The sequence below is a fragment of the Hymenobacter sp. H14-R3 genome (assembly GCF_030063445.1).
Classification (GTDB): Bacteria; Bacteroidota; Bacteroidia; order Cytophagales; family Hymenobacteraceae; genus Hymenobacter.
On the sequence record NZ_JASITD010000012.1, the window covers coordinates 63,314 to 81,934 of the forward strand.

Consider the following 18,621-nt stretch of genomic DNA (forward strand, 5'->3'; position numbering starts at 1 on the left):
GGCCGCTTCAAGCTACCAGATGCCACGCTGGCAGATTATGCACACGCCGGCCGCAGTAGTCAGCCCACGTTGCGGCCCCGCAAGCGGTGAGGAAGGCTTTTAAGCCAAGATTATGTTGACTATCAATGAGCTGCAAGCAAGGAGGTGCTAATCTCACTTCACCTGTCTGCTTGCGCAAGTCCTGGCCTTGGAAAGCCGATAGCTCAGCCCTGAACCGGGTGGCGCAGCCGCCACCACCTTATTGCCCCGGCGCCCAGGCCGCCCAGCAGCAGCAGGGGCCACAGGTTGGTGAGCACTACCAGCACGCTCAGTAAAAAGGACCAGCCGTGGTAAAATGCCGCCAGAAATTGCGGCGCAAAAACGGGTGCTACCACGGACGGCGTAGTTTCGGGCAGCACCTGAAAGTAGCGGAGCGTGAGGGTAGCCCAGGTGCTGCGGGCGCTAAACTGTTGTAAGCGAGACTGGTCGGCCGCCAGGGTTAGCCGCAGCTGGCGGGCTTGCTCTTCGAGGCGGCGCACCTCGGCCGGGCTGGTGGTTTGGGCCAGGAGCTGCTGGTACTTGGCCTCGTTGGCCTGCTGGGTGGCTACGCTAGCGGCGGCTTGCAGCATATCGGCCGTTACATCGGCCGAGGAAATGTCCTTGTTTTCGATGCGTCCGAGCTTGCCGAGGTCCGCCACTAGGGCCGCAAACTCGGTGGGCAGCACCTTGAGCGTCATTTCCTGGCGGTGCTGGCCATCAACCCGCGTTTCGTGCGCTGTGCTCAGGTACGACTTGTGGCGGAGCAGCAGGCGGTCAATATTATCCGAGGCCTGCTCGAAGTCATCCACGGCCAAGTCCAGTTCGCCCTGATACACCACGTTGGGGGCTGCGGTGGGAGCAGTGGGGGCGGCTGATGTGCGGGCAGTGGCGGTAGCTTCCGCCTGGCGAGGTGCCGATTCGGATATAATCAATTGGTTAGCAGCTGTTTCGGTAGCCGTTGCTTCCGCCATTTCCGTTTTGGCTTGGCTGCACCCAGCCAGCCCCAGTCCGAAGAGGACGGGATAAATCAAGCGTTTCATCAAAAAGTGGAGGGGGAAAGCTGAAGATGGGAAAACTCAGCGGCGCAGCTGCCTCTTTATTCAACTTCATGAAGCGGGTAACCCATCGGGCAAATAAAAAGCCTGGTCTTTGGAAGACCAGGCTTTTCAAATCTGAAAAATTTTATTACGTAACTTACTGTGAATCAAAAAGTTACGTAATAAAAATTATACTCGACGAATATCGGCTCCCAGGGCGTTCAGCCGCTCGTCGATGTTTTGGTAGCCGCGGTCAATCTGCTCCACGTTGAGAATGGTACTCTTGCCCTCGGCGCTGAGCGCGGCGATGAGCAGGGCCACGCCGGCCCGGATATCGGGCGACGACATGGTGATGCCGCGCAGGGCGGCGCGCTTGTCGAGGCCGATAACGGTAGCACGGTGCGGGTCGCAGAGAATGATTTGCGCGCCCATATCGATGAGCTTATCCACGAAAAACAGGCGCGACTCGAACATCTTCTGATGAATGAGCACGGTGCCCTTGGCCTGGGTGGCCACCACGAGGATAATGCTCAGCAAATCGGGTGTGAAGCCCGGCCAGGTGTGGTCGCTCACGGTCAGGATGGAGCCGTCGAGGTAGGTACTCAGCTCGTAGTGGTCCTGGGCCGGTACGTAGATGTCGTCGCCGCGAAACTCCAGCTGAATGCCCAGCTTGCGGAACGTGTCGGGGATGATGCCTAGCTCGGGAATCTGGCAGTCCTTGATAGTGATTTCGGAGCCCGTCATGGCCGCCAGGCCAATAAAGGAGCCGATTTCAATCATGTCGGGCAGCATGCGGTGCTCGGTGCCGCCCAGGCTGGCCACGCCCTCAATGGTGAGCAGGTTGGAGCCAATGCCCTGGATGTTAGCGCCCATGCGCGCTAGCATGCGGCAAAGCTGCTGCAAGTAGGGCTCGCAGGCGGCGTTGTAGATGCTGGTGGTGCCTTCGGCCAGCACGGCGGCCATGAGAATGTTGGCGGTGCCGGTTACGCTGGCTTCGTCGAGTAGCATAGGCGCGCCTTGCAGCTTGCCGGTGGGCACGGTAAGGCGGTAAAAATCAGGGCCTTCCATGGTGAGATGAGCACCCAGCTTTTCGAGGCCCACGAAGTGGGTGTCGAGCGGGCGGCGGCCGATTTTATCACCGCCAGGCTTGGGCAGCTGGGCGCGGCCATAGCGGGCTAGCAGCGGGCCCAGTATCATCACGGAGCCGCGCAGTTCGCGGGCCTGGGCCACAAACTCGGGCGTGTCGAGGTAGTCGAGGCGCACATTCTCGGCCTGGAAAATGTAGGTATCGGGGGCCAGCTGACCTACTTTCACCCCCAGGTCGCGCAGCAGCTCGATGAGCTTGTTGACATCCCGGATATTGGGCACGTTGCTGATGGTGATGGGGTCGGGGCTGAGCAGCACCGCGCACAAAATCTGAAGCGCTTCATTTTTAGCTCCTTGCGGGATTATCTCGCCTTGCAACTTATTTCCCCCACGTACTTCAAAAGCAGCCATTCTTTTTTTAGCTATTAGCTGATAGCCGTTAGCTATTAGCTTCTTGGTTAATAGTATACTACACTTGAAAAGGCCAACAGCTAACGGCTGCCAGCTAACAGCTTACCTGAGCTACTGCGGCGGCTGCTGGGGCTCGGAGCGAAATTTCTTGCCCCGCTTTTTGTCCCGCTTTTTGTTGCTGTTGCCGCTACCGGTACTGCTAGCGCTGCCCTCGGGCCGGTCGGGGCGGCGCTCACGGTTTTCGCGGTTTTCGAAGCGGTTGGCTCCTGCCTGGCCGCTGCTGATAGTGCGCGCCGGCTGGCCAGCGGCGGTAGTGGTAGCCGGCAGCGCCGCGAGCTCAAACAAGCCCTGGTCGGCCACGGCTTGCGCGTCCAGCTTCAGCTGCCCGCCCGAAAGCTCGCCCAGATGCCGGATTATGGTTACATCCTTGGCGTTCTCCTTGTTGTGCTGGCGATAGAGGAACTTCATAGTGCGCCCAATCTGCACGGTAGCCTGCTCGCGCTCGGCGGCATCTTCGATAGTCAGCACCTTGGTAATGAGAGCTTCAATACCGCGGCCGTAGGCCTTGAGCTTGGGGCCCTGGCGTGGGTATTCGAGGCGCTTAGGCTTTTCGAGGTGCAGGCGCGGCGGCGACAGCGTCACGGGCGCATCCAGGGCCACGTCGGGGCCGGCCAGCGCGTGCAGGTGGTTCCAGAGGCGCGTCTGAATGTCGGGCTGGTCGCGCAGGCTGGGGCGCAGGCGCAGCATGAGCTGCACAATGCCCGCGGCGCGGCGCGTGCGCTCGGCCACGTCTTCAATCTGGGCCAGGCCTAGGATGAGCTGGTAGGTGCTTTGCCCGTATTCGCGCACCAGCAGTTGCTGGTGGAAGGGCAGTTGGATGGGTATTTCTTGCATTTAATTTCTAAGAGATTATTTTGCACCGAGTTTAAAGATGAGTTAAAATTGAATTTCAAAGAGTTAAGTAATAAAACTCGGTGAAACTCAATTTCAACTCATCTTTAAACTCGGTGCAAAAGCTTTACAGCACGCGCAGTTTAGCGAAGCTCAGCAGCAGCGTTTTCTCGCCTACTTCCTCAAACTGGATGACGGCTTTCACGGTGCCGTTCTGCTTTTCGAGGCTGGCTACCTGGCCGAAACCAAACTTGGCGTGCTCAACGCGCTGGCCGGTCTGCAAGTTACTCGTGTCGGAGGGTTGGAAATCGGCCGGGGCCACGTACTTGGTTGCTACCGTCTTGCGGGGCGGGGCCGCCACCAGGTTCGAACGGCGCTCAAACACGTGCTGAAACGGCGACTCGCCCACCGCCGGGCCGGCGGCAAACTTCACGTTAAGGTACTGGGGGTCAATTTCATCCAGGAAGCGGCTCTTCTCGCAGCTGCGCAGGTTGCCCCACTGGTAGCGCGAGGTGGCGTAGCTGAGCGTGAGCTTCTTTTCGGCCCGCGTGATGGCCACGTAAAACAGGCGACGCTCCTCTTCCAGGTCGGCGCGCGAGGTTATCATCATCTGGCTGGGGAAGAGGTTTTCCTCCATGCCCACGATGTATACATTCCTGAATTCCAGACCCTTAGCCGAGTGGATAGTCATCATCGTCACGGCCTCGCCTTCCTGGGCGGCGTCTTTCAGGTCGGAGTCCGTGACGAGAGCAATGTCTTGCAGAAACGCGCCCAGCGACTTGTCTTCGCGCTCGTGGTCATCCACGTATTCTTTAATGCCGTTGAGCAGCTCCTGAATGTTCTCGTAGCGTGACAAGCCCTCAATGGTTTTATCGGCGTAGAGCTCCTCAATCATACCCGAGTTTTTGGCAATGAATTTGGCCGCTTCAAAGGCGTCTTCCTTGGCGGCTACGGCGGTATAGCTCTTTATTTTTTCGGAAAAACCCACGACCGGGTTCGATACCCGCGCCGGCAAAAACTGCTCGGCGTTGCTCACCACTTCCCACAGCGTGTGGTTGGCTTCCTCGGCCGAATTAATTAATTTGCTGATGGTGGTATCGCCAATACCGCGCTTCGGGTAATTAATTACCCGGCGCAGTGCCTGCTCGTCGTTGGGGTTCACCGTGAGGCGCAAATAGGCCACTAAGTCCTTGATTTCCTTGCGCTGGTAAAAGCTCAGGCCACCCACTATTTTGTAGCGAATATTTAGTTTGCGCAGCGCTTCTTCCATCGCCCGGCTCTGGGCGTTGGTGCGGTAGAGAATGGCGAAATTATCGTAGGATAGATGCTGGTTCATCTTGTCCTCGTAAATGGATTGGGCCACTAATTTGCCTTCCTCGTTGTCGGAAGCGGCTTTAAGTACCTCAATTAAATTGCCTTCCTCGTTGTCCGAAAAAACGTCTTTGCGCAGCTGCGCCTGGTTGTTTTTAATAACCGAATTGGCCGCCCACACGATATTTTTAGTAGAGCGATAATTCTGCTCTAGTTTAAATACGTTAAGCTCAGGATAGTCTTTTTCGAAATTCAGAATATTGGTAATATCCGCGCCGCGAAAGGCGTAGATACTCTGCGCATCGTCGCCTACTACGCAGATATTCCGCTCCTTGGCCGCCAGCTTGCGGGTAATTAAATACTGCGAATAGTTAGTGTCTTGGTACTCGTCCACCATCACAAACCGGAATTTGTTCTGATATTTATTCAGCACGTCGGCGTGGTCGCGAAACAGGACGTTGGTTTGGAACAGCAGGTCGTCGAAATCCATGGCGCCAGCCTTGAAGCAGCGGGCGGCGTACTGCTGATAAATCACCCCGATTTTAGGGCGCATGGCGGCCTCATCGTCCTGCTTGATAACGGGGTCGTTGAGGTACTGCGCCACCGAAACGAGCTTGTTTTTGGCGGCCGAGATGCGCCCGAGCACCGTGCTGGTTTTGTAGAGCTTATCATCTAATTCCAACTCCTTCACAATCTGGCCGAGGAGGGTTTTGCTATCCTGCGTGTCGTAGATGGTAAACGAGCGCGGGTAGCCGATTTTATCGGCCTCGGAGCGCAGGATTTTGGCAAAAACGGAGTGGAAGGTGCCCATCCACAGGTTTTTGGCGTTGGGGCCGACCACCTTCTCAATGCGCGCGCGCATTTCCTTGGCGGCCTTGTTGGTGAAGGTGAGGGCCAGGATGTTGAAGGGGTCCACGCCCTGCTCCAGCAAGTGGGCGATGCGGTAGGTGAGCACCCGCGTTTTGCCCGAGCCGGCACCGGCGATAATCATGCAGGGGCCTTCGGTTTGGAGAACGGCGGCAGCCTGCGAGGGGTTGAGGAGAGCGTGATAGTCTAAAGCCATCGGAATGAAGCTGTTAGCTAGTAGCTGCTAGCTGTTAGCTTTTAAGGGGAATGGGAGCCGCCCGGCTAAAACGGCGCTGGGCGCCGCAGGCGGCTAGCTGACAAAGATAAGTTGGGCGGGTGGCAGGGCGGTATCTTTGTGCTACCGTTTTTAGGCAAAGCATGCGCCCGCCCGCTCATTACTAACCGTTTTCTATCGCCGATAAATTCGCCCCATGTTATGATTGTTATCCAAAATACCGTTATCTCCGACGATGTGGCCCAAAACTTCTTCGTCTGCAACCTAGATGCCTGCAAGGGCGCCTGCTGCGTGGAGGGCGACCTCGGCGCGCCGCTGGAGTTGGAAGAGCTGGAAATTCTGAAAAACGAATACCCCAAAATTGCCCCTTTCCTTACCGAGGCCGGCCGGCAGGAAATTGCCGCGCAGGGCCTCTACATCAAAGACTGGGAGGACGATTACAGCACCACCACCATCAACGACCGGGAGTGCGCCTACGCGCTTTACGATGAGCTGGGCATCCTGAAGTGCGGCATCGAGCAGGCGTACCTGGCGGGGGCGACTACGTTTAAGAAGCCCATCAGCTGCCACTTGTACCCGATTCGGGTGACGAAGTACGAGGGCTTTGAGGCGCTGAACTACGACCGCTGGGACATTTGCTCGCCGGCCTGCTCGTTTGGGGCCAAGCTGGGCGTGCCGGTGTATCAGTTTTTGAAGGAGCCGCTGGAGCGCAAGTACGGCGCGGAGTGGTATGCGGAGCTGGCGCGGGAAATCGAGTTTCCGACGACGGCGTAATATTAGGAGCTAACTAAGCCCGCCTGTCATGCTGAGCTTGCGAAGCACCTTATCACCGTTCAACGATTTGCGCTGGCGTGACAGGATGCTTCGCAAGCTCAGCATGACAGGCGGGCTTAGTTACTGTTAAGTGGCGTAACTACTTGATAAACACCGGGCGAATCAGATTTTCAAACGTGAAAATCTCGTCCCACTTTTCCTGGGTTAATAAGGCGCGCTCGATTACGGCGATGTCGTGGACGGACTTGCCGGTGGCCAAGGCTTCCTTGGCGATGCTGGCGCTGGTTTCGTAGCCGAGCACGGGGTTGAGCTGGGTTACGATACCGATGCTGTTGTAGACGAGGCTGGCGGCGTGCTCGACGTTGGCGGTAATGCCGAGCACGCATTTCTCGCGCAGCGTGCGGCAGGCGTTGGTCATGTAGGAGATGCTGGTGAAGAGCGCGAACGAAATAACCGGCTCCATTACATTGAGTTGCAGCTGGCCGGCTTCGGCGGCCATGGTCACGGTGAGGTCGGCGCCGATGACGTAAAAGGCCGTTTGGTTGACCACCTCGGGTACCACGGGGTTGACTTTGCCGGGCATGATGCTGCTGCCGGGCTGCAAGGCGGGCAGGTTGATTTCGTTGATGCCGCAGCGCGGGCCGCTGCTCAGCAGGCGCAGGTCGTTGCATATCTTGCTGAGCTTCACGGCGGTGCGCTTGAGCACGCCCGAGAGCTGCACGTAGGCCCCAGTGTCGTAGGTGGCCTCGATGAGGTCGCCGGCTAGGCTCAGGTCGAGGCCAGTAATCTGGCGCAGGTGCTGGGTTACGAGGCCCGCGTAGCCCGACGGCGCGTTGATGCCGGTGCCGATGGCGGTGGCGCCCATGTTGATTTCGGCAATGAGGCGGCGCGAGTCGTCGATGCGCAGCAGCTCTTCGCGCAGGTTGGTGGCGAAGGCGTTGAACTCGTCGCCCATGCTCATGGGCACGGCATCCTGGAGCTGGGTGCGGCCCATTTTGAGCACGTTCTGAAACTCCTGGCCCTTGGTAAAAAACGCGTCGGCGAGCTGCGAAAGCGTATCGCGGTAGCCGGCCAGCTTGTTATTGAGCGCAATGCGGAAGGCGGTGGGGTAGGCGTCGTTGGTGCTCTGCGAGCAGTTTACGTGGTTGTTGGGGTGGCAGTACTGGTACTCGCCCTTCTGGTGGCCCATCATTTCGAGGGCTACGTTGGCGATTACCTCATTGGCATTCATGTTGACGGAGGTGCCGGCCCCGCCCTGAATCATATCGGTGAGAAACTGATTATCAAACTCGCCGCTGGCCACGCGGTCGCAGGCCTGGGCGATGTAGTCGGCAATGGTGGGGTCGAGCGCGCCGAGCTCCTTATTGGCTAGGGCCGCACCTTTTTTAACAAAGGCCAGCGCCTGCACAAACAGCGGCTCCACCTTGATGGGAATGCCCGTGATGTGGAAATTATCGAGCGCCCGCAGGGTTTGAATACCGTAGTAAGCGTCGTTGGGAATGGGCAATTCGCCCAGGAAATCGTGTTCGAGGCGGGTGGCTGGGGTCATGGGGCAGGGAATAGGGTTGGGGCCGCAAAGGTGCAGGATTTACGCTGGCTGAGCGATGAATAAAATGCCAGCCGGTAACCAAAGAACGTCATGCTGAGCTTGCCGAAGCATGACGTTCTTTGGTTACCTGATTTAACCCTCCTTAACCCTCCTAATGCCAGGTGTCGGTCACGCTCTGGCTGGTGCCACTGGGAGTGAGCGAGTTGTTGGGGTCGGTTTCCCAGAGGATGTTGCCGGCGCCATCCTTGCGGAAGTACTTGTATAGCACGTTGGTACCGCTGCTGAGGTTCAGGGTTGCGGTCCAGTTGGGGTAGGCCGCGCCGCTGAGCTGGATGGCGTTGGCCGTGTTCCAGGAGCCGAGCTGGGCGGTGCTGCCCACGATATACAGGTTCTGACCGCTCACGGTGTTGCTGTAGCTAATGGTGAATTTTACGGCCGTGGTGCCAGTGCCGGTGGCGGGCGGGGTGGTGCTGGTGCCGCCGGGAACCCACACGGCGTAGGAGCGGGCATTGACGCGGAACGTGCCGGTGCCGTTGGCGTCGGTGGTAACGGTGCCGGTGGTGTTACCGGTGAGGTCGGTGAGGGTAGCGTTTTTGAAGGGCGTGGTGATGGATTTGCTGGCGGCGTTGCTGCCGTCGTTCAGCAGCTGAAGCAGGCCGGTGTGGCTGGCATCGCCGGCGCGCGAGTAGGCATACACGTCGGCGTCGTCGGCGCTGGTGTATTCGTAACCCGTGCCGAAGGCGTGCGCTTTGCGAATGCCGATGAGCGTTTTGAGCTGGGTGCCGAGGCCGTACTCGTAGTAGTCGCGGTAAAACACGCAGGGGTAGCCCTTCTCACGGGTAAGAATGTAGCTGTAGGCCAGCATTTTGAGGTTGGAAACCGGCGAAAAGAGCGCGCCGCCCGTCTGGTCGGTGTCGTGGTTGTCGACGAACGAAACCGATAGCGCGCCGTTGGCCTCCGTGAAGCCCGCAAATTGCAGCCCGCGCATATCCCACGAACCATTGCCGTTGCTCATGGCGGCAAAGGTGTAGTGCAGCGGCACGTCAAACAGGCTCGTGCGCCCGCCCGTGGCCGAAGCGTAGTTGTTCAGGTCGCTCAGGTTGCGGAACCACGCCTCGCTCACGGCGAAGCGCGTGGTGCCCTTCACGGCATCGAGCCACTGGTTGACGAAGGGCGTGTACATGTGCTTGGTGGCGTCGAGGCGGTAGCCATCGAGGCCCAGCTTGGTCGTAATCCAGTTACCCCAGTTTATAGTCTCGTTCACGTTGGCCGTGTTGCCATTGTACTGCACTTCCGAGCCCAGCAGGTTGTCGTAGGCATCGCCGTTGGCGTAGGGCTGAAAGTCCCAGCTCTTCCACTGGTACCACCCGTTGTTGGGGGCCTGCTGAGTACCGGTAAAGTTGCCGTAGTGCCACTGGTAATTGCTGTAGGTATTGGCCCGTCCGGGGTAGGTGAAGCTGGTGTACACGTTGTAGTTGGTGCCCCCGATGTTAAACTGCTCCTGCGCATCGGCCGAGGTGAAGTGGTTCATTACCATGTCTTCATACACCTGCATGCCCTGGCCGTGTAGCGCCGATACGCAGCTTTGCAGCTGGCCCAGCGTGCCATAGCGCGTAGCCACGGTGCCCTTCTGGTTGAACTCGCCCAGGTCGTAGCGGTCGTACACACCGTAGCCCACATCCTGCGCGCCCGAGCCCTTGTAGGCGGGCGGCAGCCACATGGCCGTGATGCCGGCCGCGCTCAGCTCGGCGGCTTTGCTGCCCAGGTTCTGCCACCACGTGCCGGCGGAGCTGCTGACGGGCGTATTCCAGTAAAAGCCCTGCATCATCACGCCGTTTGCGGCCGTGGCGTTGCTGCTCGTGCTTTGGCTAGCCAGCGCAGGGGTAGTAGGGGCGGTGTTTTCCTTGGCGCAGGAGGCCAGAAAAACGGCCGCTACCAGCGAAGCGCGGCTCGCGCTTCGAAGAAAAGTAGACATGGGATAAAACTGGTTTGGGTGGGAGAAAAGAAAAGCCGGGCGGGCAAGCTGCCCGGTGGCAGGAATTAAGAATTTGAAGGTCAGATTTTTAAATCTTCCCCTTTAACTGAAAAAACCTAGCTGGGCACCCAGGCCGACCAGCTACGGGCCTGCACCGGGAAGCTGCCGTAGCCGTTGGCGTCGGTAGTAATGGTGCCGCCGTAGTTGCCGGTTTTGTCAGTAAGCGTAGCGTTTTTGAAGGGCGAGATGACGCCCTTGGTGCGCGCGCCGCCGCCATCGTTGAGGATGAGCATCAGGCCCTTGTGGGTGCTGTCGCCGGCGCGCGAGTAGGCGTAGTAGTCGGCATCGTCCACGCTGGTGTACTCGTAGGATGCGCCGTAGGCATTGGCCTTGCGAATGAGGCTGAGGGTCTTAATCTGCGCGCCCAGGCCGTACTCGTAGTAGTCGCGGTAAAACACGCAGGGGTAGCCCTTCTCGCGGGTCAGGATGTAGGCGTAGGCCAGCATCTTAAGGTTGACGACCGGCGAGTTGAGCCCGCCCGGCGTGTCGGTGTCGTGGTTGTCCACGAACGATACTGACAAGGTAGGGTTGGCCTCGGTAAAGCCCGCAAATTGCAGCCCCCGCATATCCCAGGCCCCGTTGCCGTCGCTCATCGCCTTGAAAGTGTAGTGCAGCGGTACGTCAAACAGGCTCGTGCGCCCGCCCGTGGCGGTGGCGTAGTCGTTGAGCTGGCTCACGCTATTGAACCACACTTCGCTCACGGCAAAGCGCGAGCCCTTCACGCCATCGAGCCAGTTATTGAAAAAGCCGGTTTGTATGTGCTTGGCCGCGTCGATGCGGTAGCCATCCAGGCCCAGCTTGGTAGTCAGCCAGTTGCCCCACTTAATGGTTTCGGTGGCCTGGTTGGGGTCGGCGTAGCGCACCTCGCAGCCCATGAGGTTGTCGTAGGCGTCGCCGTTGGCGTAGGACTGAAAATCCCAGGGGTTCCATTGCAGCCAGCTGTTGTTGGCTCCCTGCTGCGCCCCGTTGAAGTTGTAGTAGTGCCACTGGTAGCTGCTGTACGTGGTGCCCCGGCCCGGGTAGTTGAAGCCCGTGTACGCGTTGAAATTCTGGCCGTTATACAAAAAGCTTTCCTGGTAGTCGGCTCCCATGAGGTGGTTCATTACCACATCTTCGTACACCTGAATGCCCTTGCCGTGCAGCGCCGCGATGCAGCTTTGCAGCTGCGCCAGCGTGCCGTAGTGCGTAGCTACGGTGCCCTTCTGGTTGAATTCGCCCAGGTCGTAGCGGTCGTACACGCCGTATCCCACGTCGTAGCCGCCGGCGCTGCCCTTGTAAGCCGGTGGCAGCCACATGGCCGTGATGCCGGCCGCGCTCAGCTCGGTGGCCTTGCCGGCCAGGTTTTGCCACCAGGTGCCGGCCGGGGTGCTGCCGGGCACGTCCCAGTAAAAGCCCTGCATCATCACGCCGTTGGCGGTGGTGGCATTGGCGGTAGTGGTGGGGGTGGGGGCCGGGCCGGTGCCCGTGAGGGTGGCGTCTTTGGCGCAGCCGGCCAGCAATAGCAGTGCCGCCGCGCCAGCAAGGCGCGCGGCCCCAGCAAAGGGGTGTAGCATGAAATAGAATATTGGGTGGGAAAAGGTGTTGCAATGTTAGCGCAAATCCCTGGCTTTACCGCTATAAAATGTTGGCTTTTTTGCATTACCAGCGCATATTTATGCAGATTATTGTTAGCAAAATAGCATTTGAAATCAGCTGACTTTTTTAGTAAAATAGGGGGAAACCAGCGTGTTGGCCAAGCCTCTGCCCGTTCGGTTTTCCGCAAACGTTTGGGGCGCGATGGCGGATGCCTATTGCTTGATTTGCTGGTGGGCGGCGGGTGCGTGAGCAGGGCCGAAAGCCCTTGGCTGGCCGCCCGCCGCGCCTGCCAGGCGGGCGCAGAGCAACCCCAGCAGGTAATTTGCAGTTTTAAGGGTACCACCGCGCCGGCTACTCCGGCACCTCTCCCTTTTCCCCGCCTTATGCTCGCTCACATTTCTGCCGCCGCTCGTCACCATGCTGCCCCTACGGCGTGGCTCAGCTCATATTTTCTGTTCTCGTTTGCCGATTATTTTGACCGGCACAACCAACAGTTCGGGCCGTTGCGGGTATTCAACGACGATACCATTGCGCCGCAAAATGGCTTTCCGCAACACCCGCACTCCGAGATGGAAATCGTGACGCTGGTGCTCGAAGGCGAGGTGAGCCACGAGGATACCATGGGCAACCGCACTGCCATTGGGGCCGGCGAGGTGCAGCGCATTACGGCCGGCATGGGCGTGGCCCACAGCGAGATGAACCGCCAGGACAAGCCCCTGCATCTCTACCAGCTTTGGTTTATGCCCAGCCAAAAAGGCCTGGCCCCCAGCTACGAGCGGCAGGAGCTCAACTTCGTGGATAGCCGTAAGAACCAGTTGGTGCCCCTGGTTTCGGGCCAGCGCGTGCTGGAAAACGTGGTGTACATGAACTCGAACAGCACCATTTACTGGAGCAATCTGGATTGCGGTAATGAATTGACGTTTAAAACGTTTCCCCTTCGCCTTACCTTTATCTACGTGAAGCAAGGCAGCATTCGCGTTAATGGTGTGCTGCTGAGCCCCAATGACCAGGCTCGCCTCGACGCCGAGGACGTGGTGGATATTGAAGCCATTACCGATGCCCAATTTATTTTGATTGACCTGCCCGGCAACGAGGCAAACTATTAATGACCACTACCTTCCCCGATGCACTGGTGCCCGCTGATGATGATGCCCGGCTGCGCACGCTGCACCAGTTTCAAATTGTCAATACCACGCCCGAGCAGATTTTTGATAACTACGTGGCCTGGGCTGCGCAGCTTTTTGGGGTGCCCATTGCCCTTATTTCGCTGGTAGATGCCGACTACGTATGGTTTAAGGCCCTCACCGGGGCCACCGGCATTCCGGGCCTGGTGCGCAACGAAAGCATGTGCTCGGCGGCTATTTTAGCTGGCAATGGCGTGGTGATATCCGACTACAAAGCAGAGAGCTGCACCCTCATCAAGCCTGATGTGGCGCAGGCCATTGGCCTCAACTTTTACGCTGGGGCGGCTCTGGTGGCCACCGACGATGCCCGCCTGGGTATGCTGGCCCTCATTGCCAAGGAGGAGCGCGGCTTTTCGGCCGCCGAGGCCGACCTGCTCACCCGCCTGGCGGCCCTCGTGAGCCAGACCATTGAGCTACGCTACCGCTACATCATGAGTGACCAGCCCGGCGAGTGGGAAGACGCCCAGCGCGAGCTCACCAAGGTCTTGGACGATAACTCAGCCCTGGCCCGCTACCTCGCCACTCGCGGCCAGGGTATTGACTTGAGCGATAGGGAGATAGCCCAGCCCATTATTCGCCGCCTCGAAAGCGTGTCGCAGGTGCTGGCCCGGCGGCTGGCCTAGCGCTTGCCACTTTCACAAATACTTATACCGGTTGTCGTTGCGCCAGCCCAGCCATAACAACGACAACCGGTCGGCCGGCTCGCGCCGGCGGACTGGGCCCGACGCCCGCCCAAACTGACCGGTTGTCGTTGCGCCAGCCCAGCCATAACTAACGACAACCGGTCGGCCGGCTTGCGCCGGCGGACCGGGCCCGACGCCAGCCTGGAAACCACACTTGCGTAAAGGGAAGGCAGTTTTTGACAATAGCTCAGCTTACTTAGCAGCCTCTCTCGCCCGCGGCTTCAGCACCAGCCGGAAACCCCGCAGCGCGGCGGTAGATGGTGGCGTGCGTTTCGACTGGCAGGGGCTCGTAGTAGCAAGTGATGCCCGGCCGGGGCGCCAGCCGAGCGAAGGTGGCGAGGCGGGCCGTGGCGGCCGTGTCGCCCTGGCTGCTCGTGGCCAGGTACAGCGTTTTGGCGGGGCCGCGGTAGGCGGGTAGCACGCGGGCGGCCTGCTGGGTGAGCAGGCCGTTGTTCCACCACAGGCTGGGGTCGAAGGCGAGGTAGGTGTCGAATAAATCGGGCTCCAATAGCAGGGTTTCGACCGCGAACAGCCCGGCCAGCGACTCGCCGACCAGCGCGGTTTCGGGCGTAGTGCGGTAGCGCTGGCGCACAGCGGGCATCAGCTCGCGGCGCATAAACTGGCGGAAGGCGGCCGAGCCGCCCACGCGGGGCGCTATCTTTTTATCCTCAGCATTGGCAGTGGGGCCGGTAAGGTCGCGCCGCCGCTGGGTGTTCTCGATGCCCACTAGGATGAAGGGCTGCATGGTGCCGTTGCCCGCCAGCACTTGCACCAAGCCCGCCACGTGCAAAAAATCCTCCGCCCGCCCGCCATCGGGCATGTACAGCACGGGCAGCCGCACGGTGGCCGAATCGTGGTACACGGGCGGCAGGTACACGTTGAGCCGCCGGGTTTCGCCCAGCACTTTCGAGGTCAGCGTGAAGGTTTCGCCGATGCAGAGGGGTGCCGCGGGCAGCACTTGCGCGCTGGCCTGCCCCGCCACTAGTAGCAGTAAGCTCAGCAGCAGAAGCGCTTTTTTAGGCCATACTAATGCAAAGAAACGCTGGCTCATACTCGCTTACATCGTGTATTTCCGGCCCTTGTTCTGCGCCTTCAAATACCCCATCAGCGGCTCAAAATAAGCGACCATGGCGCGGGCCGAGAGGTCTTCGCCGGTTTTTTCCTTGAGCACGGTGCGCCAGTCGCGGCTGCTGCCGGGACGCATGATGCCCTGCAGAAACTGGCCGACTTCCTGGCTGCCGTAGTAGTTGGTGGCGTGGGGGTCCTGGTGCAGGATGTTGCGGGCGATGTGGTCGTGCAGCTGAAACAGGATGATGTAGCTCAGCGCGTAGTCGTAGTACTGCGCGGGGTCGTCGTTGATGTGGGTTTTGGTGGCGGGGTCGAGGTAGTTTTCGCCGCGCGCGGTGGGCGGCACCATGCCCTGGTACTGCTTGCAGAGGGCCCACCACTTGGCGTTGAGCTGGTCGGCGGGCAGGTTTTCGGCATAAAAGGCGTTTTCCCACTCGCTCATCACGCCCGAGGCGAAGGGGATAAATGGCACGTATTGCAGCGCTTCCTTCAGCAATTGCTGGGTCTGGTCGGTTTTGGTTTGGGCATCAATCAGCCCCAGGCCCACCAGAAAGGGCTTTTGCTGGGCGGCCAGGCCCATCATGCTGCCCAGCGCCTCGTGGTAGGCGCGGTTGGCCCCCTGGCGCAGCAGCGGCGGCACGTCGGGGTTGGTGTAGGTGAGGTAGTAGTAGATGTGGCCCAGCTCGTGGTGGGTGGTTTCGTACCACTCGGTGTTGGGCTCCACGCTCATCAGGCTGCGCACATCCTGGCCCAAGTCCATGTGCCAGGCCGAGGCGTGGTTATTTTTCTTGTAGCTGGCCCCGGCGGGCAGCGGGTAGAGGCTGCTTTTCTCGTAAAAGCTGGCCGGCAGCGCCGGAAAGCCCAGGCTTTGGTAAAAGCGCTCGGCCTGCTTCACGGGCCACGCGGGGCCTTTTTTGGCCAAGGCCGCGTCGAGGTTAATGCCTTTTACGGTTACCAGGCTGCCCCAGTCCTGGCCCCAGCGGTTGGGCAGCCAGGAGGCGGGCAGGTAATCGGGCACCTGCTGGGCGTGGTATTTTTTGGCCAGCTCGTAGCGGGCGTAGGTGTGCAGCTCGCGGTAGAGGGGGCGCAGCTCGGTGTTGAGCTGGCGCACCAGCGTCATCATTTCCTCGCGCGTAAGGCCGTAGTCACTAGCCTGATACGAGAAGAAATCGGGGTAGCCCAGGGCCTGCACGGTCTGGTTGCGCAGGTCGCGCAGATTCAGCAGGCCGGGCTTGAGGGTGGGGCCGATTTCCTTGCTGGCCTCCCACAGCTGCTGGCGCTTGCGCGGGTTGGTTTCGGTGCGCAGTAGCCCGTCTATATCGTTGGTGGTCACGCGCTTGCCCGCGTATTTATAGTCGAAGCCATAGAGCTTTTCGGTTTGGGCGGCCTCGGCCTTGATGCGGCGCTTCACCAGGTCGGCCACGGTTTGGGGCGAGTTGGCGGCGTTGTAGAGGGCCGTTTCGAGCTGCTTGGTTTGCAGCGGGGTAAGCTGGTCCTTCTGGGCTAATAATTCTCTTATTTTCTGAATGTTGGCCGAGCTGCCGGCGAAGGCCGCCATGCGCTCGTTGGCGCGGGCGGTGCGGCCGGCATTGGTGGTATCGCCGGGCACGATGTGGGTATTGCTGGTCCACTCGGCCTCGCTCGACTGCGTGTAAAGACGCACATAGTCAGCGGTATAGCTCGCCAGGAAGGCATCGGCCTGGGCGCGGTAGTCGGGTGGGGCGGGGGCGGCCGCGGCGGCGGCGGGCGGGCTGGTGGCCACCGGTACGTTGGCGGTGGGGGCGCAGCCGGCCAGCAGCGCGGCCAGCAGCGGCCAGGGCCGGGCAAAACGAAATTTGGAATAGTGCGTTTTCATACACGAAAGTAGGTGAGCTGTGCCGCGAGCACTCGCCTGCCTGGGTACTATTGCCCCGCACCTTGTTCGCGGAACTGACTCTTATGCAAAAAAACACCCTTTTACTCGCCCTTGGTTTGTTGAGCTTAACTGCCACTACCCACCTGCGCGCCCAGACGGCGCCGGGTGCTACGACGGCCGCCGGCACCGCCGCGCCCGTGCTGCCGCTCTACACCGGCTCCATCCCCGATTCCAAGCCCAGCCAGGTGCGGGAAACCAGCGAGGCCAGCAACGGCCACCCGAGTATTGCCAACGTGGTGCAGCCCACCCTCACGGTTTTCGTGCCCGACCGCGCCAAGGCCAATGGCACGTCGGTGGTTATTTGCCCCGGTGGGGGCTATTCGCGGCTGGCCATTGGCCACGAGGGCTACGACGTGGCCAAGCGCCTCAACGAGCTGGGCGTGACGGCCTTCGTGCTGAAATATCGCCTGCCCAACGGCCAGAGCCAGCCCGATAAAACCATTGCCCCGCTGCTCGATGCGCAGCAGGCCCTGCGCATGGTGCGCCAACTGGCCCCCAAGTACAACCTCAACCCCGAGCGCATTGGGATGATGGGCTTCTCGGCGGGTGGCCACCTGGCTGCCACGGCGGGCACGCACTTTGCCCAGCCCGTGGGCGACAACCCCGGCCCGGCTTCGGTGCGGCCGGCCTTTCTGGTGCTGCTCTACCCCGTTATTAGCTTCAGCGACAGCCTCATGCACAAGGGCTCGCGCGATAACCTGCTGAGCGCCACGCCCACGCCCGACCAGGTGCGCCAGTACTCGGCCGAGATGCAGGTGACGGCCCAAACGCCGCCCACCTTCCTGGTGCACGCCGAGGACGACCCCGCCGTGCCCGTGCAAAACAGCCTCGTGTTCTACCAGGCGCTGAGCCACCACAAGGTGCCCGCCGAAATGCACCTCTACCCCAAAGGCGGCCACGGCTTTGGCCTGAATAATACCACCACAAAAGACCAGTGGATAGACCGCCTCCAAAACTGGCTGGATGCCAACGGCTGGCTCACGAAGTAAGGAATAGTGAAGTAAGGAGCCAGGAACAGTTGACTCCTTAGCTGTTACAGTACTTACGCAGAAAAAGGCTGTCATTGCTTCGCGTTGCTTGCAATGACAGCCTTTTTCTGCGTAAGTACTATATTCATTACCAACTTCTTCTTGAGATTATGCTTCAGCTCGGCGATACTGCCCCCGATTTTACCCTGCCCACCGATAAGGGCGACAGCTTTCACCTGGCCGACCAGCGCGGCCAGCCGGTGGTGCTCTACTTCTACCCCAAGGACGACACGCCCGGCTGCACGGCCGAGGCCTGCGCCTTCCGCGACCAGTACGCCGATTTCCTCGACCTGGGCGCGGTCGTGGTGGGCGTGAGCTCCGATAGCGAGGCCTCGCACCAGAAGTTCAGCCAGAAGCACCGGCTGCCGTTTCCGCTGCTGGCCGATGGCGGCGGGCAACTGCGCAAAGCCTACGAGGTGCCCCGCGCCTTGCTGGGTTTGCTGCCCGGCCGCGTCACGTTTGTGATTGACAAGGACGGTAAAATCGCCTATATCTTCAACTCGCTGAGCGGCGCTACCGACCACGTGCGCAAGACCAAAGAGGTGCTGCGCGGGTTGGCTAACTAGCCAGCGTAGTACCCGCTGGCCCGTTTGGCGTATCAGGCAGGTATGAATCCTTCTGCTAGTATCCTCAGCACTATTGGGCTGGTAGCCGCTGTGCTATCAGCCCTTACGTTTTTACCGCAGGTGGTGCACACCTGGCAAACGCGCTCGGCCAATGGCCTGAGCGGGCCGATGCTGGCCATTGGGGCGAGCAGTATGATACTGTGGCTGGTTTACGGACTGTATGAGCACAACCTGCCCATTTTGCTAGGCAACGCGGTAAACCTGCTTTTTACGCTGCTGCTCGTGTTTTTCAAGCACCACTTTCGGCGGCTGGGCGAGCCTGCCAAGCCGCTGCCCGCCCCGCGGGCCTAACTTTGAAGCCGTTTCAGCCGCCCGTGCCCGCGTGGAAGCCAAGCCGGCCCCGGCCGAT

At 60.1% G+C, this 18,621-nt stretch carries 15 protein-coding genes; 6 read left to right on the forward strand and 9 right to left on the reverse strand.

What is annotated here, in order from left to right:
• Window positions 1–203 precede the first annotated feature (203 nt).
• The 4 genes from QMK33_RS12495 to QMK33_RS12510 all read right to left on the reverse strand — a co-directional run bounded on the left by QMK33_RS12495 (window position 204) and on the right by QMK33_RS12510 (window position 5,817).
• Window positions 204–950, reverse strand: a complete 747-nt coding sequence (locus QMK33_RS12495) for a DUF4349 domain-containing protein (protein ID WP_283564926.1) — start codon at window positions 948–950, stop codon at window positions 204–206.
• Between the two features lie 294 nt (window positions 951–1,244).
• Complete coding sequence (gene murA / locus QMK33_RS12500; protein WP_283564927.1) at window positions 1,245–2,552, reverse strand: UDP-N-acetylglucosamine 1-carboxyvinyltransferase; 1,308 nt, start codon at window positions 2,550–2,552, stop codon at window positions 1,245–1,247.
• Between the two features lie 111 nt (window positions 2,553–2,663).
• Entirely contained in the window at window positions 2,664–3,446 is a 783-nt protein-coding gene (locus QMK33_RS12505; protein ID WP_283564928.1) for a DUF4290 domain-containing protein, read from the reverse strand.
• Between the two features lie 124 nt (window positions 3,447–3,570).
• On the reverse strand, window positions 3,571–5,817 hold the full coding sequence (locus tag QMK33_RS12510; protein ID WP_283564929.1) for an ATP-dependent helicase: 2,247 nt from the start codon (window positions 5,815–5,817) through the stop codon (window positions 3,571–3,573).
• A gap of 219 nt (window positions 5,818–6,036) precedes the next feature.
• Here QMK33_RS12510 and QMK33_RS12515 point away from each other — a divergent pair, with 219 nt between their 5' ends.
• Window positions 6,037–6,609 carry a DUF3109 family protein gene (locus tag QMK33_RS12515; protein WP_283564930.1) on the forward strand — a complete coding sequence of 191 codons (573 nt, stop codon included), beginning with the start codon at window positions 6,037–6,039 and terminating at the stop codon, window positions 6,607–6,609.
• Between the two features lie 139 nt (window positions 6,610–6,748).
• Here the strand turns inward: QMK33_RS12515 and aspA are convergent, their stop codons facing one another.
• The 3 genes from aspA to QMK33_RS12530 form a co-directional block, all read right to left on the reverse strand.
• A complete protein-coding gene (gene aspA / locus QMK33_RS12520; protein WP_283564931.1) occupies window positions 6,749–8,158 on the reverse strand; it encodes an aspartate ammonia-lyase in 1,410 nt (469 codons plus the stop codon).
• Between the two features lie 151 nt (window positions 8,159–8,309).
• A complete protein-coding gene (locus QMK33_RS12525; RefSeq protein WP_283564932.1) occupies window positions 8,310–10,133 on the reverse strand; it encodes an alpha-amylase in 1,824 nt (607 codons plus the stop codon).
• A gap of 116 nt (window positions 10,134–10,249) precedes the next feature.
• Entirely contained in the window at window positions 10,250–11,746 is a 1,497-nt protein-coding gene (locus QMK33_RS12530) for an alpha-amylase (RefSeq protein WP_283564933.1), read from the reverse strand.
• Window positions 11,747–12,151: 405 nt separating this feature from the next.
• Here QMK33_RS12530 and QMK33_RS12535 point away from each other — a divergent pair, with 405 nt between their 5' ends.
• Together QMK33_RS12535 and QMK33_RS12540 are read left to right on the forward strand one after the other, a co-directional pair.
• A complete protein-coding gene (locus QMK33_RS12535; protein WP_283564934.1) occupies window positions 12,152–12,874 on the forward strand; it encodes a pirin family protein in 723 nt (240 codons plus the stop codon).
• On the forward strand, window positions 12,874–13,575 hold the full coding sequence (locus tag QMK33_RS12540; protein ID WP_283564935.1) for a GAF domain-containing protein: 702 nt from the start codon (window positions 12,874–12,876) through the stop codon (window positions 13,573–13,575). The genes QMK33_RS12535 and QMK33_RS12540 overlap by 1 nt, the downstream gene beginning before the upstream one ends.
• Window positions 13,576–13,831: 256 nt before the next feature.
• Here the strand turns inward: QMK33_RS12540 and QMK33_RS12545 are convergent, their stop codons facing one another.
• The gene (locus tag QMK33_RS12545; protein ID WP_283564936.1) at window positions 13,832–14,686 is read right to left on the reverse strand and encodes an alpha/beta hydrolase; all 855 of its coding nucleotides are present in this window, start codon (window positions 14,684–14,686) and stop codon (window positions 13,832–13,834) included.
• A 6-nt stretch (window positions 14,687–14,692) separates the two neighbouring features.
• Window positions 14,693–16,558 (reverse strand): M2 family metallopeptidase, encoded by a 1,866-nt coding sequence (locus tag QMK33_RS12550; RefSeq protein WP_283564937.1) that lies wholly within the window; start codon window positions 16,556–16,558, stop codon window positions 14,693–14,695.
• A gap of 83 nt (window positions 16,559–16,641) precedes the next feature.
• Here QMK33_RS12550 and QMK33_RS12555 point away from each other — a divergent pair, with 83 nt between their 5' ends.
• The 3 genes from QMK33_RS12555 to QMK33_RS12565 all read left to right on the forward strand — a co-directional run bounded on the left by QMK33_RS12555 (window position 16,642) and on the right by QMK33_RS12565 (window position 18,563).
• A complete protein-coding gene (locus tag QMK33_RS12555) occupies window positions 16,642–17,607 on the forward strand; it encodes an alpha/beta hydrolase (RefSeq protein WP_283564938.1) in 966 nt (321 codons plus the stop codon).
• 149 nt (window positions 17,608–17,756) lie between these two features.
• On the forward strand, window positions 17,757–18,212 hold the full coding sequence (locus QMK33_RS12560; protein WP_283564939.1) for a peroxiredoxin: 456 nt from the start codon (window positions 17,757–17,759) through the stop codon (window positions 18,210–18,212).
• Between the two features lie 42 nt (window positions 18,213–18,254).
• Window positions 18,255–18,563 carry a SemiSWEET family sugar transporter gene (locus tag QMK33_RS12565; protein WP_283564940.1) on the forward strand — a complete coding sequence of 103 codons (309 nt, stop codon included), beginning with the start codon at window positions 18,255–18,257 and terminating at the stop codon, window positions 18,561–18,563.
• Window positions 18,564–18,621: the final 58 nt, after the last annotated feature.